The 12,847-nt window shown below is 68.5% G+C and carries 10 protein-coding genes; 6 read left to right on the top strand and 4 right to left on the bottom strand.

What is annotated here, in order from left to right:
* Nucleotide 1: 1 nt before the first annotated feature.
* The 3 genes from AC5Y6X_RS00550 to AC5Y6X_RS00540 are packed head-to-tail and all read left to right on the top strand — an operon-like array spanning nucleotide 2 to nucleotide 2,584.
* The gene (locus AC5Y6X_RS00550) at nucleotides 2–826 is read left to right on the top strand and encodes a carbohydrate ABC transporter permease (RefSeq protein ID WP_499985148.1); all 825 of its coding nucleotides are present in this window, start codon (nucleotides 2–4) and stop codon (nucleotides 824–826) included.
* Nucleotides 827–830: 4 nt separating this feature from the next.
* Nucleotides 831–2,003, top strand: coding sequence for an ABC transporter ATP-binding protein (locus tag AC5Y6X_RS00545; RefSeq protein WP_499983454.1), 1,173 nt, complete (start codon nucleotides 831–833; stop codon nucleotides 2,001–2,003).
* Nucleotides 2,000–2,584, top strand: a complete 585-nt coding sequence (locus AC5Y6X_RS00540; protein ID WP_499983453.1) for a suppressor of fused domain protein — start codon at nucleotides 2,000–2,002, stop codon at nucleotides 2,582–2,584. Before AC5Y6X_RS00545 ends, AC5Y6X_RS00540 begins: the two co-directional genes overlap by 4 nt.
* Before the next feature lie 76 nt (nucleotides 2,585–2,660).
* Here AC5Y6X_RS00540 and corA read toward each other — a convergent pair whose 3' ends face one another.
* Nucleotides 2,661–3,764, bottom strand: a complete 1,104-nt coding sequence (corA, locus tag AC5Y6X_RS00535; protein ID WP_499983452.1) for a magnesium/cobalt transporter CorA — start codon at nucleotides 3,762–3,764, stop codon at nucleotides 2,661–2,663.
* 177 nt (nucleotides 3,765–3,941) lie between these two features.
* Between corA and AC5Y6X_RS00530 the strand changes: the two genes are divergently transcribed.
* From AC5Y6X_RS00530 to AC5Y6X_RS00520, 3 genes are read left to right on the top strand one after another with little or no spacing between them, the layout of a single operon-like run.
* Nucleotides 3,942–4,931, top strand: a complete 990-nt coding sequence (locus tag AC5Y6X_RS00530) for a malate dehydrogenase (protein WP_499983451.1) — start codon at nucleotides 3,942–3,944, stop codon at nucleotides 4,929–4,931.
* A 50-nt stretch (nucleotides 4,932–4,981) separates the two neighbouring features.
* The gene (locus tag AC5Y6X_RS00525) at nucleotides 4,982–6,181 is read left to right on the top strand and encodes an NAD(P)-dependent malic enzyme (protein ID WP_499983449.1); all 1,200 of its coding nucleotides are present in this window, start codon (nucleotides 4,982–4,984) and stop codon (nucleotides 6,179–6,181) included.
* Nucleotides 6,178–7,047 (top strand): glycine betaine ABC transporter substrate-binding protein, encoded by an 870-nt coding sequence (locus AC5Y6X_RS00520; protein WP_499983448.1) that lies wholly within the window; start codon nucleotides 6,178–6,180, stop codon nucleotides 7,045–7,047. Before AC5Y6X_RS00525 ends, AC5Y6X_RS00520 begins: the two co-directional genes overlap by 4 nt.
* On the opposite strand, the gene AC5Y6X_RS00515 is transcribed toward AC5Y6X_RS00520, so the two are convergent.
* The 3 genes from AC5Y6X_RS00515 to AC5Y6X_RS00505 all read right to left on the bottom strand — a co-directional run bounded on the left by AC5Y6X_RS00515 (nucleotide 7,044) and on the right by AC5Y6X_RS00505 (nucleotide 12,630).
* Nucleotides 7,044–7,871: an SDR family NAD(P)-dependent oxidoreductase gene (locus AC5Y6X_RS00515; protein WP_499983447.1), complete on the bottom strand. Its 828-nt coding sequence runs from the start codon at nucleotides 7,869–7,871 to the stop codon at nucleotides 7,044–7,046. The genes AC5Y6X_RS00520 and AC5Y6X_RS00515 overlap by 4 nt on opposite strands.
* Before the next feature lie 103 nt (nucleotides 7,872–7,974).
* Nucleotides 7,975–11,661 carry a multifunctional oxoglutarate decarboxylase/oxoglutarate dehydrogenase thiamine pyrophosphate-binding subunit/dihydrolipoyllysine-residue succinyltransferase subunit gene (locus tag AC5Y6X_RS00510; protein WP_499983445.1) on the bottom strand — a complete coding sequence of 1,229 codons (3,687 nt, stop codon included), beginning with the start codon at nucleotides 11,659–11,661 and terminating at the stop codon, nucleotides 7,975–7,977.
* 177 nt (nucleotides 11,662–11,838) lie between these two features.
* Nucleotides 11,839–12,630 (bottom strand): hypothetical protein, encoded by a 792-nt coding sequence (locus tag AC5Y6X_RS00505; RefSeq protein WP_499983443.1) that lies wholly within the window; start codon nucleotides 12,628–12,630, stop codon nucleotides 11,839–11,841.
* Between the last annotated feature and the right edge of the window lie 217 nt (nucleotides 12,631–12,847).

Genomic DNA, 12,847 nt, shown 5'->3' with positions numbered 1-12,847 from the left:
GCTGGGCGGGCGGCGCGCCGCCGCGTGGGCCGTCATCGACGCGGCGGTGGTGGTGTACGCGCTGCTTCCGGTGCTGTGGATCCTCGGCCTGTCGCTCAAACCGACGTCAACCATCAAGGACGGCAAGCTGATTCCGTCGTCGGTGACCCTGGCCAACTATCGCGGCATCTTCCGCGGCGACGTCTTCAGCTCGGCGCTGATCAACTCCATCGGGATCGGATTGATCACCACCGCGATCGCGGTCGTGCTGGGCGCGATGGCGGCCTACGCGATCGCCCGGCTGACCTTTCCCGGCAAGCGGGCGCTCATCGGCGCGGCGCTGCTGATCACCATGTTCCCGGCGATCTCTCTGGTCACCCCGCTGTTCAACATCGAACGCTTCCTCGGCCTGTTCGACACCTGGCCCGGGCTGATCCTGCCCTACATCACTTTCGCGTTGCCCCTTGCCATCTACACGCTGACGGCGTTCTTCCGCGAGGTTCCATGGGACCTGGAGAAGGCGGCCAAGATGGACGGCGCCACGCCCGGTCAGGCCTTTCGCAAGGTGATCGTCCCGCTGGCGGCGCCCGGGCTGGTGACCGCGGCGATCCTGGTGTTCATCTTCGCCTGGAACGACCTGCTGCTGGCGCTGTCGCTGACCGCCACCAAGGCCGCGATCACCGCGCCGGTGGCGATCGTGAACTTCAGCGGCAGTTCGCAGTTCGAGGAGCCGACCGGATCGATCGCTGCCGGCGCGGTCGTGATTACGATCCCGATCATCGTGTTTGTTCTAATCTTCCAACGACGGATCGTCGCCGGGCTGACCTCTGGCGCGGTGAAGGGATAGCGCGATGGCCGAGATTGTGCTGGAGCACGTCACCAAGACCTACCCCGACGGGTCGACCGCGGTGCGCGACCTGAACGTCACCATCGCCGACGGCGAATTCCTGATCCTGGTCGGGCCTTCCGGCTGCGGCAAGACCACGACGCTGAACATGATTGCCGGGCTTGAGGATATCTCGTCGGGCGAGTTGCGCATCGACGGCCGGCGGGTGAACGAGAAGGCGCCCAAGGACCGCGATATCGCCATGGTGTTCCAGTCCTACGCGCTCTACCCGCACATGACGGTGCGGCAGAACATCGCCTTCCCGCTGACCCTGACGAAGATGAAGAAGCCCGAGATCGCGCGCAAGGTCGAGGAGACCGCGAAAATCCTTGACCTGAACGAACTCCTGGACCGCAAGCCCTCCCAGTTGTCCGGCGGGCAACGGCAGCGCGTGGCGATGGGCCGGGCGATCGTGCGCCATCCCAAGGCCTTCCTGATGGACGAGCCGCTGTCCAACCTGGACGCCAAGCTGCGGGTGCAGATGCGCGGCGAGATCGCCCGGCTGCAGCGCAAGCTGGGCGCCACCACCGTCTACGTCACGCACGACCAGACCGAGGCGATGACGCTGGGTGATCGCGTCGTGGTGATGCACGGCGGCGTCGCCCAGCAGATCGGCACGCCCGACGAGCTTTACGAGCGCCCGGCCAACCTGTTCGTCGCGGGATTCATCGGCTCGCCCGCAATGAATTTCTTCCCCGCCACCCTGACGCCGATCGGCCTGACGCTGCCGCTGGGGGAGGTGACGCTGACCCCGGACGTCCAGGAGGTGATCGCGCAGCACCCCGAGCCGGAGAACGTCGTCGTCGGGGTGCGGCCCGAGCACCTGTCCGACGCCGCGCTGATCGACGGCTACCAACGCATCCGGGCGCTGACCTTCGAGGTCAAGGTCGACCTGGTCGAATCGCTGGGCGCCGACAAGTACCTGTACTTCACCAGCCCCGGTCCGGCCGTGCACGCCGCGCAGCTGGACGAGCTGGAGGCGGAGGGCGAGGCGCACGAAAACCATTTCGTGGCAAGGGTTCCCGCCGAATCGAAGGCGGCCATGGGCCAGTCGGTCGAGTTGGCGCTCGACACCACCAAGCTCGCCGTGTTCGACGGGGACTCCGGGGCCAATCTGACGATTCCGCCCGACGAGTGATCACCGACCTCGTGCGCGCGCATGTGCGCGGGCACTTCGCGGGTGCCGAGCCCGATTCGGCGAGCGTGACGTTTCTGGGCACCGAGACCATCGAGGTGCTGCGATTCCGTTGCGACGGGTTGGTGCACTACGTGTCGCTGGGCTGCTCGCGTCACCCGATGGGCGATCCGACCGAGATCCTCGTCGACCCGCTGCGCGGTCCGCGCGCCGAGGTCGTGCTGCGGCTGCGAGATCCCGGTCCGGTCACCGGGATCGCCCGCAGCCTGGCCGTGCTGGCGGCCACGCCGGCGGTCGACGGTGTGGTGCTGACCGCCGACGCGCTGATCGACCTCGGCACGCCGCTGTGGGCGCGGCCGTCGGGGCGGGCGTCGTTCACCGCGATGCTGTTGGGCCGCAGCGACATTCCGGATCTTCCGCTGGAGCCGCCGCGTGACCCGGTGAGCTTCTTGTCGGTCACGCCCATCACCGCGACCGAGGCGGCCTGGGTGCGACTCAAGGGCGCCGAGGCGATGCGGCGAGCGTGGCGGGACGACGGCGTCGACGTGCTGGACCCGAATCGCCCGGCCCTTCGCCGAGTGTGAAGCTGTTGCGAGTTCCTCGCCGAGATTTCGCAACGGCTTCACTCTCGGCGAGGGGGGCGAAGCGCGCGAGAGCGCGCTAAAGCCAGTTGTTCCTGCGGAATTGGAAGTACAGGGCCAGGCAGGACAGGATCATCAACGCCATGATGCCCGGGTAGCCCCACGTCCAGTTCAGCTCGGGCATGAAATGGAAGTTCATGCCGTAGATGGCGGCGATCATGGTGGGCACCGCCAAGATACCGGCCCACGCCGCCATCTTGCGCATGTCGTTGTTCTGCTGCATGCCGACCCGGGCCAGCGCGGCCTGCACCAGCGAGTTGAGCATGTCGTCGTAGCTGGCGATCTGGTCGGCGGCCGACGTCTGGTGGTCGATCACGTCGCGCATGTAGCGCCGAACTTCCTTCGAGATCAGGTCCTTGCCCTCGGTCTGCAACCGCTGGAACGCGGCCGACAACGGGTTCACGCACCGGCGTAGCTCGACGACCTCCCGCTTGAGCAGGTAGATCGGTTCGACGTCGATCTTGCGGCCGGGCGCGAACGCCACCACCTCGACGCCGTCGATGTCGGTCTCCATCAGCGCGGTCACCTCGAGGTAGTGATCCACGACATGGTCGGCGATGGCGTGCATCACCGCGTAGGGACCCAGCTGCAGATGCTCGGGGTCGGCGTCGAGCCGCCTGCGCACATCCGACAGGCCGCCGTGCTCGCCGTGGCGGACGGTGATGACGAAGTTCTTGCCGACGAAGATCATCACCTCGCCGGTTTCGACGATCTCGTGGGCCAGCACCACCGACTCGTGCGGGACGTAATTGACCGTCTTCAAGACGAGAAACAGCAGGTCGTCGTAGCGCTCCAGCTTGGGGCGCTGCTGGGCCACCACCGCGTCCTCGACCGCCAACGGGTGCAGGCCGAAAACGTTGGCGATGTCCTGCATGTGGGTTTGGTCGGGCTCGTAGAGCCCGACCCAGACGAACGCCGCCTGCCCGCCGGCCTCGATCTCGCGGACCTTGTCCAGTGCGGAGGAGTAGCCGTACTTGCCCGTGATCCGGTGGCCGTCGACGTAGACGCCGCAGTCGACCAGGGGCTCGGCGGGTGGGGGGTCGGGGTGTTCGTGGTGCGGGGCCGGCCGCGGCTTTGCGATCGGTCGCAGCGCTTCCGGCAATGCGTCGAATCCCTGGAACACCGCAACCTCCCATCACAGCGCAGGCCTGGTCGAGCGGTGGTCAATGCTACGCGTCCGGGCCCGGCACGGCAGGGAAAGTGCCTGGCAGCCGCGGGTGCATGACTGCCGCCGGGTGGGGGTGCGCTAGTTTCGACGCGGACCGAATTCCTACATCCCGACTCCCTAGGAGTAGCAGAAGTGAGTGCAAGTCCCCTGAAGGTCGCCGTCACCGGCGCTGCCGGCCAGATCGGCTACAGCCTGTTGTTCCGCCTGGCCAGCGGTTCGCTGCTGGGGCCCGAGCGCCCGATCGAGCTGCGTCTGCTGGAGATCGAGCCGGCGCTCAAGGCGCTCGAGGGCGTGGTGATGGAACTCGACGACTGCGCATTTCCCCTGCTGGCGGGCGTCGAGATCGGCGCGGATCCCAACAAGATCTTCGACGGCGTGAACCTGGCGCTGCTCGTCGGCGCCCGCCCGCGCGGACCGGGCATGGAGCGCGGCGACCTGCTGGAGGCCAACGGCGCGATCTTCACCGCGCAGGGCAAGGCGCTCAACTCGGTTGCCGCCGACGACATCCGCATCGGCGTCACCGGCAACCCCGCCAACACCAACGCGCTGATCGCGATGTCCAACGCGCCGGACATCCCGCGCGAGCGGTTCTCGGCGCTCACCCGCCTCGACCACAACCGGGCGATCTCGCAGCTGGCCCGCAAGACCGGCGCGGCCGTCACCGACGTCAGGAAGATGACCATCTGGGGCAACCACTCGGCCACCCAGTACCCCGACATCTTCCACGCCGAGGTCAAGGGCAAGAACGCGGCCGAGGTCGTGGGCGACCAGAACTGGATCGAGAACGACTTCATCCCGACGGTCGCCAAGCGCGGCGCGGCGATCATCGACGCGCGCGGCGCCTCGTCGGCCGCCTCGGCCGCGTCGGCCACCATCGACGCGGCCCGGGACTGGCTGCTGGGCAGCCCGGACGGCGACTGGGTTTCGATGGCGGTCATCTCCGACGGCTCGTACGGCGTGCCCGAGGGCCTGATCTCCTCGTTCCCGGTGACCACGAAGGACGGCAACTGGAAGATCGTCACCGGCCTCGAGATCGACGACTTCTCCCGCGGCCGGATCGACAAGTCGACCGCGGAGTTGGCCGACGAGCGCAAGGCGGTCACCGAGCTCGGCCTGATCTGAGATCCCCGTCGATTAGGCCCACTAAACGAGTAGTCAGTACCCTGAGGCGCGTGTCCGAATTGCTTGAATCGATACAGACTCCCACCGAGGAGGGCGAGGAGGGCGTCATCAGCGACGCCGACATCTTCGAGGCACACATGGGCGGCAAGCTTTCCGTGGGTCCGACGGCCCCGCTGGACACGCAGCGCGGGCTGTCGATTGCCTACACCCCGGGCGTGGCGCAGGTCAGCCGCGCGATCGCCGCCGACCACACCCTGGCCTCGCGCTACACCTGGGCGAGCCGGCTGGTGGCGGTGGTCAGCGACGGCAGCGCGGTGCTCGGCCTCGGCGACATCGGGCCCGCCGCGTCGCTGCCGGTGATGGAGGGCAAGTGCGGGCTGTTCAAGGAGTTCGCCGGCCTGGACGCGATCCCGATCGTGCTGGACACCAAGGACCCCGACGAGATCATCGAGACGCTGGTGCGGCTGCGCCCGACCTTCGGCGCGGTCAACCTCGAGGACATCTCCGCGCCGCGCTGCTTCGAGATCGAACGCCGCGCCGTCGAGGCGCTGGACTGCCCCGTGATGCACGACGACCAGCACGGCACGGCGATCGTCGTGCTGGCGGCGCTGATGGGCGCCGCCAAGGTGCTGGGCCGTGACATGTCCTCGCTGCGGGTGGTGGTCTCGGGCGCCGGGGCGGCGGGCGTCGCATGCTCGAAACTCCTTCTTGTAATGGGAGTTTCGGACATCACGGTGCTGGACTCGCGCGGCATATTGCATGCCGGCCGGGACGACATGAACACCGTCAAGGCGGACCTGGCGCGCAGCACCAACCCCGACGGCCGCACCGGCGGCATGGTGGAAGCGCTCGACGGGGCCGACATGTTCCTCGGGCTGTCGGCCGGCGTGGTTCCCGAGGAACTGATCGCCACCATGGCGCCCGGCGGGATCGTGTTCGCGCTGTCGAACCCGGACCCGGAGATACCCCCCGACGTCGCGGCCAAATACGCGGCGGTGGTGGCCACCGGCCGCAGCGACTTCCCCAACCAGATCAACAACGTGCTGGCCTTCCCGGGGCTATTCCGCGGCGCGCTGGACGCCGGGGCACGCCGGATCACCGAGAAGATGATGGTGGCCGCAGCGGAGGCGATCTTCTCGGTGGCCGGCGACGACCTGGCGCCCGACCGGATCGTGCCCAGCCCCCTGGACCTGCGCGTCGGGGAGGCGGTGGCCGCCGCGGTGGCCGGCGCCGCCGACAGCCCGGGGTGAGAGCCGGCCGGCTGGTCGTGCCGCTGGTCGCCGCCGCACTCGTTTTCGGAGCGGCCGGCTGCGCGACCGAGAATCACCGGCCCACAGCCGAATTGGTGGTCGGGTCCGGGCGCGACTCCCAGTCGGTGCTGCTGTCCGCGATCTACGCCGCCGCCCTGCATTCCTACGGCTTCGGGGCGAAAACCGAGACCGCCGACGACCCGATGGCGCGGCTGGACTCGGGCGCGGTCACCATCGTCCCCGCGCTGACCGGTCAGGTGCTGCGCGCCCTGCAGCCCGGCGCGTCGGCCCTCTCCGACCCCGCCGTCTACCGCGCCATGATCGCGGCGCTGCCCGAGGGCATCCTGGCGGGCGACTACACCACCGCCGCCGAGGACAAACCCGTGCTGCTGGTGAGCCAGCCCACCGCCAAGGCCTGGGCCGGCACCGACCTCAGCGCCGACCTGAGCGCGCTGCCCAAACACTGCGACGGGCTGACGGTCGGGATCGTCGCCGGCCACCAAGCACCCGCGTCGGTCGGCTCCTGCCGGCTGCCCGCGCCGCGCGAATTTGGCGACGGCACAACGATGTTCGCCGCAGTGCGGGCCGGACAACTGACCGCGGGCTGGGCCACCACCGCCGACCCCGCCATTCCGGGTGACCTGGTATCGCTGGCCGACGGAAAACCCGCGCTGATCCAGGCCGAGAACGTGGTGCCGCTGTATCGGCGCAACGCGCTGACCGACCGGCAACTGCTGGCGATCAACGAGGTGGCCGGCGTGCTGGACACCGCGGCCCTGGCCGACATGCGCCGGCAGGTGGCCGGCGGCGCCGACCCGCAGGCCGTGGCGGGCGGGTGGCTGGCCGAGCACCCGCTGGGTCGCTAGACCTTCGGCATCAGCCGGCCCATCACGGGCCCGAACAGCTGCTGGTAGTACGGGCCGGCCACCCGCACCATCAGGTCCAAGACCTTGGCATCGTTGCCGACCAGCACCCGCGCCTTCTTTTTCCGGACGGCGTCCAGGATTACCTGGGCGGCCTTTTGCGGGCTGGTCGTGGCGAGCCGCTTGTCGAACAGCTTGGCCAGCTCGTCGCGGTCGAGACCCTCGGCGGCGGTGGCGTTGCGGGCGATCGCGGTCTTGATGCCGCCGGGGTGCACCGTGGTCACCGCCACCGGGTGGCGGGCCAGGATCATCTCCTGGCGCAGCGCCTCGGTGAAGCCGCGGACGGCGAACTTGGCCGAGTTGTAGGCCGCCTGCCCGGGCACCGAGAACAACCCGAACACGCTGGAGACGTTGACGACGTGGCCGTCCCCGGAGGCGATCAGGTGCGGCAGGAAGGCCTTGGTGCCGTTGACGACGCCCCAGTAGTCGACGTCCATCACCCGCTCGATGTCCTTGAAGGGGGTGACCTCGACGTCGCCGGTGTAGGCGATGCCGGCGTTGTTGTAGATCTGGTTCACCTTGCCGAAGTGCTCCTTGACGGCGTCGGCGTAGAGCAGGAACGCCTCGCGCTCGGTGACGTCGAGCCGGTCCGTCTTGACCTGCGCGCCGATCGCCTTGAGCTGCTGCTCGGTGTCGGCGAGGCCCTCGAGGTTGACGTCGCTGATCGCCACCTTGGCGCCCGACCGGGCCAGTTCGACGGCCAGCGCCTGCCCGATACCCGAACCCGCGCCCGTCACCGCCGCGACCTTGCCGGCGAATCCCCGCATGAGCGCCTCCCTTTCCCCTCGCGAGCGTGCGTGTTTGTCCAGCGGCACGCCGATATCGCTGACACTCTACGCACGCTCGCGACGCCCGCCGCGGCCGCGCCGATCAAGCGAACGCGGTGTCGATGATCTCCTGCTGCTCGACGGCGTGCACCTTGGACGAGCCCGACGAGGGCGCCGACATCGCCCGGCGCGATATGCGCTTGAGGCCGGTCAGCTTGTCCGGCAGCAGCTCGGGCAGCTCCAGGCCGAACCGCGGCCAGGCGCCCTGGTTGGCCGGCTCCTCCTGCACCCAGAAGAACTCCCCGACGTTCGGGTAGCGGTCGAGCGTCTCGCCCAGCCGGCGTTTCGGCAGCGGCGCCAGCTGCTCGATGCGCACGATCGCGACGTCGTCGCGGCCGTCCTTGGCCTTGCGGGCCGCCAGCTCGTAGTAGAGCTTGCCGCTGGTCAGCAGGATCCGCCGGACCTTGCCGCGATCGCCGATGCCGTCCTCGTAGGTGGGTTCCTCCAGCACCGACCGGAACTTGATCTCGGTGAAGTCCTTGATGTCGCTGACCGCCGCCTTGTTGCGCAGCATCGACTTCGGCGTGAACACGATCAGCGGGCGCTGGATGCCGTCGAGCGCGTGCCGGCGCAACAGGTGGAAGTAGTTCGACGGCGTCGAGGGCATCGCGATGGTCATCGAACCCTCCGCCCACAGCTGCAGGAAGCGTTCGATCCGCGCCGATGTGTGGTCGGGCCCCTGCCCCTCGTGGCCGTGCGGCAGCAGCAGCACCACGTTGGACAGCTGCCCCCACTTGGCCTCGCCGGAGCTGATGAACTCGTCGATGATGGACTGCGCGCCGTTGACGAAGTCGCCGAACTGCGCCTCCCACAACACCACCGCGTCCGGGTTGCCCACGGTGTAGCCGTATTCGAAGCCGACGGCGGCGTACTCGGACAGCGGCGAGTCGTACACCAGGAACTTGCCGCCCGTCGGGGTGCCGTCGAGGTTGGTCGCCAGCAGCTGCAGGGGCGTGAACTCCTTGCCGGTGTGGCGGTCGATGATCACCGAGTGGCGTTGGGAGAAGGTGCCGCGCCGGGTGTCCTGGCCGGACAGCCGCACCAGTTTGCCCTCGGCCACCAGCGACCCCAGCGCCAGCATCTCGGCGAAGGCCCAGTCGATCTTGCCCTCGTAGGCCATCTCCCGGCGCTTCTCCAGCACCGGCTGCACCCGCGGGTGCACGGTGAAGCCCTCCGGCACCGCCAGGAACGCGTCGCCGATGCGGGCCAGCAGCGCCTTGTCCACCGCGGTGGACAGCCCCGCGGGGACCATCTGGTCGGACTCGATCGATTCGCTCGGCTGCACGCCGTGCTTCTCCAGCTCGCGGACCTCGTTGAACACCCGCTCCAGCTGGCCCTGGTAGTCGCGCAGCGCGTCCTCGGCCTCCTTCATCGAGATGTCGCCGCGGCCGATCAGGGCCTCGGTGTAGGTCTTGCGGGCGCCGCGCCTGGTGTCGACGACGTCGTACATGGCCGGGTTGGTCATCGACGGGTCGTCGCCCTCGTTGTGCCCGCGCCGGCGGTAGCACAGCATGTCGATGACGACGTCCTTCTTGAACCTCTGCCGGAAGTCCACGGCCAGCCGCGCCACCCACGCGCACGCCTCCGGATCGTCGCCGTTGACGTGGAAGATCGGCGCGCCGATCATCTTCGCGACGTCGGTGCAGTACTCGCTGGACCGGGAGTACTCCGGCGCGGTGGTGAACCCGATCTGGTTGTTGACGATGATGTGGATCGTGCCGCCGACGCGATACCCCGGCAGCAGGGCCATGTTCAGCGTCTCGGCGACCACGCCCTGGCCCGCGAACGCGGCATCCCCGTGCAGCATCATCGGCACCACCGAGAAGCCGTCCTCGCTGTCGCCCTTGTCCAGCAGGTCCTCCTTGGCCCGCACCAGACCCTCCAGCACCGGGTCGACGGCCTCGAGGTGTGACGGGTTGGCGGTCAGCGACACCTGAATGTCGTTGTCCCCGAACATCTGCAGGTACACGCCTGTGGCGCCGAGGTGATACTTGACGTCGCCGGAGCCGTGCGCCTGCGACGGGTTCAGGTTGCCCTCGAACTCGGTGAAGATCTGCGAGTACGGCTTGCCGACGATGTTGGCCAGCACGTTGAGCCGGCCGCGGTGCGGCATCCCGATCACGACTTCGTCCAGGCCGTGCTCGGCGCACTGGTCGATCGCGGCGTCCATCATCGGGATCACGCTTTCGGCGCCCTCCAGCGAGAACCGCTTCTGCCCGACGTACTTGGTCTGCAGGAACGTTTCGAAGGCCTCGGCGGCGTTGAGCTTGCTCAGGATGTATTTCTGTTCGGCCACAGTCGGTTTGACGTGTTTGGTCTCGATCCGCTCTTCCAGCCACTGCTGTTGTTCGGGTTCGAGGATGTGGGTGTACTCGACGCCGATGTGGCGGCAGTAGGCGTCGCGCAACAGGCCCAGCACGTCGCGCAGCTTCTTGTACTCACAGCCGGCGAAGCCGTTGACCTTGAACACCCGATCCAAATCCCACAACGTCAGGCCGTGGGTCAGCACCTCGAGGTCCGGGTGGCTGCGGAACCTGGTGCCGTCCAAGCGAAGCGGATCGATGTCGGCCATCAGGTGCCCGCGGTTGCGGTAGGCCGCGATCAACTCCATGACGCGGGCGTTCTTGTCGACGATCGAGTCCGGGTTGTCGGTGCTCCAGCGCACCGGCAGGTATGGGTTGCCCAGCTCGCGGAAGATCTCGTCCCAGAACGCATCCGAGAGCAGCATCTCGTGGATGGTGCGCAGGAAGTCGCCGGATTCCGCGCCCTGGATGATGCGATGGTCGTAGGTCGACGTCAGGGTGATCAGCTTGCCGATGCCCAGTTCGGCGATGCGCTCCTCGCTGGCGCCCTGAAACTCGGCGGGGTATTCCATCGCTCCGACGCCGATGATGGCACCCTGGCCGGCCATCAGCCGCGGCACCGAGTGCACGGTGCCGATGGTCCCGGGGTTGGTCAGCGAAATCGTCACGCCCGCAAAGTCTTCGGCGGTCAGCTTGCCGTCGCGGGCGCGGCGCACGATGTCCTCGTAGGCGGAGACGAACTCCGCGAAGCGCATGTTCTCGCAGTTCTTGATGCCGGCCACCACCAGCGAGCGCTTGCCGTCCTTGCCCTGCAGGTCGATCGCCAGGCCCAGGTTTGTGTGGGCCGGGGTGACCGCGGTGGGCTTGCCGTCGACCTCGGCGTAATGCCGGTTCATGTTCGGGAACTTCTTGACCGCCTGCACCAGCGCGTAGCCCAGCAGATGCGTGAACGAGATCTTGCCGCCGCGATTTCGCTTGAGCTGGTTGTTGATGACGATCCGGTTGTCGATCAGCAGCTTGGCCGGAATGGCCCGCACGCTGGTCGCGGTCGGCACGTCGAGGGATGCGGACATGTTCTTGACGACGGCCGCGGCGGCGCCCCGCAGTACCTGTAGCTCGTCGCCCTCGGCCGGCGGGGGAGTGGGAGCCTTGGCGGGTGCGGAAGTTTGGGCGGGCGGCTCGGCGGGCTTTGGCTGTGGCTCAACGGGGGCGGTCGGCTGTGGTTGTGGTTGTGGGGCGGTCGCGGCGGCCTGGCCGTCGCCGGGGCTCGCGGTCTCCTGGGTCGATTGGGCGGTGGGTTCGGGGTTGTAGTCAACCAGGAACTCGTGCCAGCTCGGGTCCACCGACGAGGGGTCGTCGCGGAACTTGCGGTACATCTCCTCGACCAGCCATTCGTTTTGCCCGAATGGTGAACTTATATTGCTCACGGCCGCTGTTCGCCTCAATTCCTTTGTTTTGCAAGCGCATTGCCCGGCGCCTGCGACTTCTTGCACCTCGGTTGAGGGGACACTTCACACCCGTGGCGCTCCTCGACGTTTTCGCCCCATAAAGGCTATCGCTTCCCCGGCAATTCGCCAGACGGACCGCCCAACCGGGGCGAACGGCTAGCCGGCCTCGTGGACGGGGGGCAACACGTACAGGGTGCCCGGCCAGCGCGCCGGCGGGGTGCCGAATGCCTGACGGGCGTTGCGGACGATCTTCTTGCCCACGATGCGGTTGCCGGCCCCGCCGACGGCGGCGCCGATGCCGACCGGCAGCATTTTGCCGAACATCAGCGCGCCGCGTCGCACCGTGTACCGCTTGACGAAGTACTTGAGCATCCGCGTGTTCAACCGCGACAGCGTCGGCAGCGGCAGCGAGGCCATGCCCTCCGCCAGCCAGCCGCCGTTGGTGCGCCCGGGTCCGATCAGCTCGCCGACGGCTCGCCTGCTGTCGTCGCCGACCAGCACGGACAGCACCAGCGCGCGGCGCCGTTCGCGGTGGTCGGCCGGGATGCCGTGGACCGCGGCGCGCGCCAGCACGAAGACCGCGGTGGCCTCCAGGAAGAACACCGTCTCGCCGGCGCCCGCGGACACCGCCGTCAGCGTCCCGATCCCGGGGAACGTCGCCGCCGAGCCCACCGCGGCGCCGCTGGCCGTCAGCGCGGCCAGGTAGCGCTTTTCCAGCTTGGCGACGATCTCGGCCGGGCCGGCGCCGGGGTGGGCCCGCCGCAGCCGGGCCACGTAGGCCTCCGCGGCCGGGCCCTGCAGCCGCGAGCTGCGCTCGATGACCTGCGCCAATGCCCGCGCGGACGCCTTGGGCCGCCCGTCCGCCGGGGCCGCCAGCGGGTCCGGCGCGGACCTGCGCCCGGGCGCGTTCGGGGACCTTTGCTCGGATCGTTTCCCGGATCTTTTCAAGATCAACTCCCTGACCTCTTGCCTCTCCCGCCTGCCTCTCCCGTTTGGCGTCCCTTTCAGGCTAACGCGCGTTTTGCTGAACACCGGCCGAGTGGGACGTTTCGGCCGCGCATTCGGTCAGCGGCCGCGCAGCCGATTGCGCCGGCCGGGATAATGCAGGCTGGATGCAGTCGGCGGCGGCCCGTTTGTCGGCCCGATAGGGATTCAGCCACGTACG

This window comes from Mycobacterium sp. NGS26 (genome assembly GCF_059813025.1).
The sequence above is the reverse complement of the archived record's forward strand: the minus strand, read 5'-3'. Positions and strand labels throughout refer to the sequence as shown.

Coding starts and splice junctions, on each gene's coding strand:
- AC5Y6X_RS00545 (WP_499983454.1), top strand. CDS start 831: ATGGCCGAGATTGTGCTGGAGCACGTCACCAAGACCTACCCCGACGGG.
- AC5Y6X_RS00515 (WP_499983447.1), bottom strand. CDS start 7,871: ATGCGGGGATTCGCCGGCAAGGTCGCGGCGGTGACGGGCGCGGGTTCG.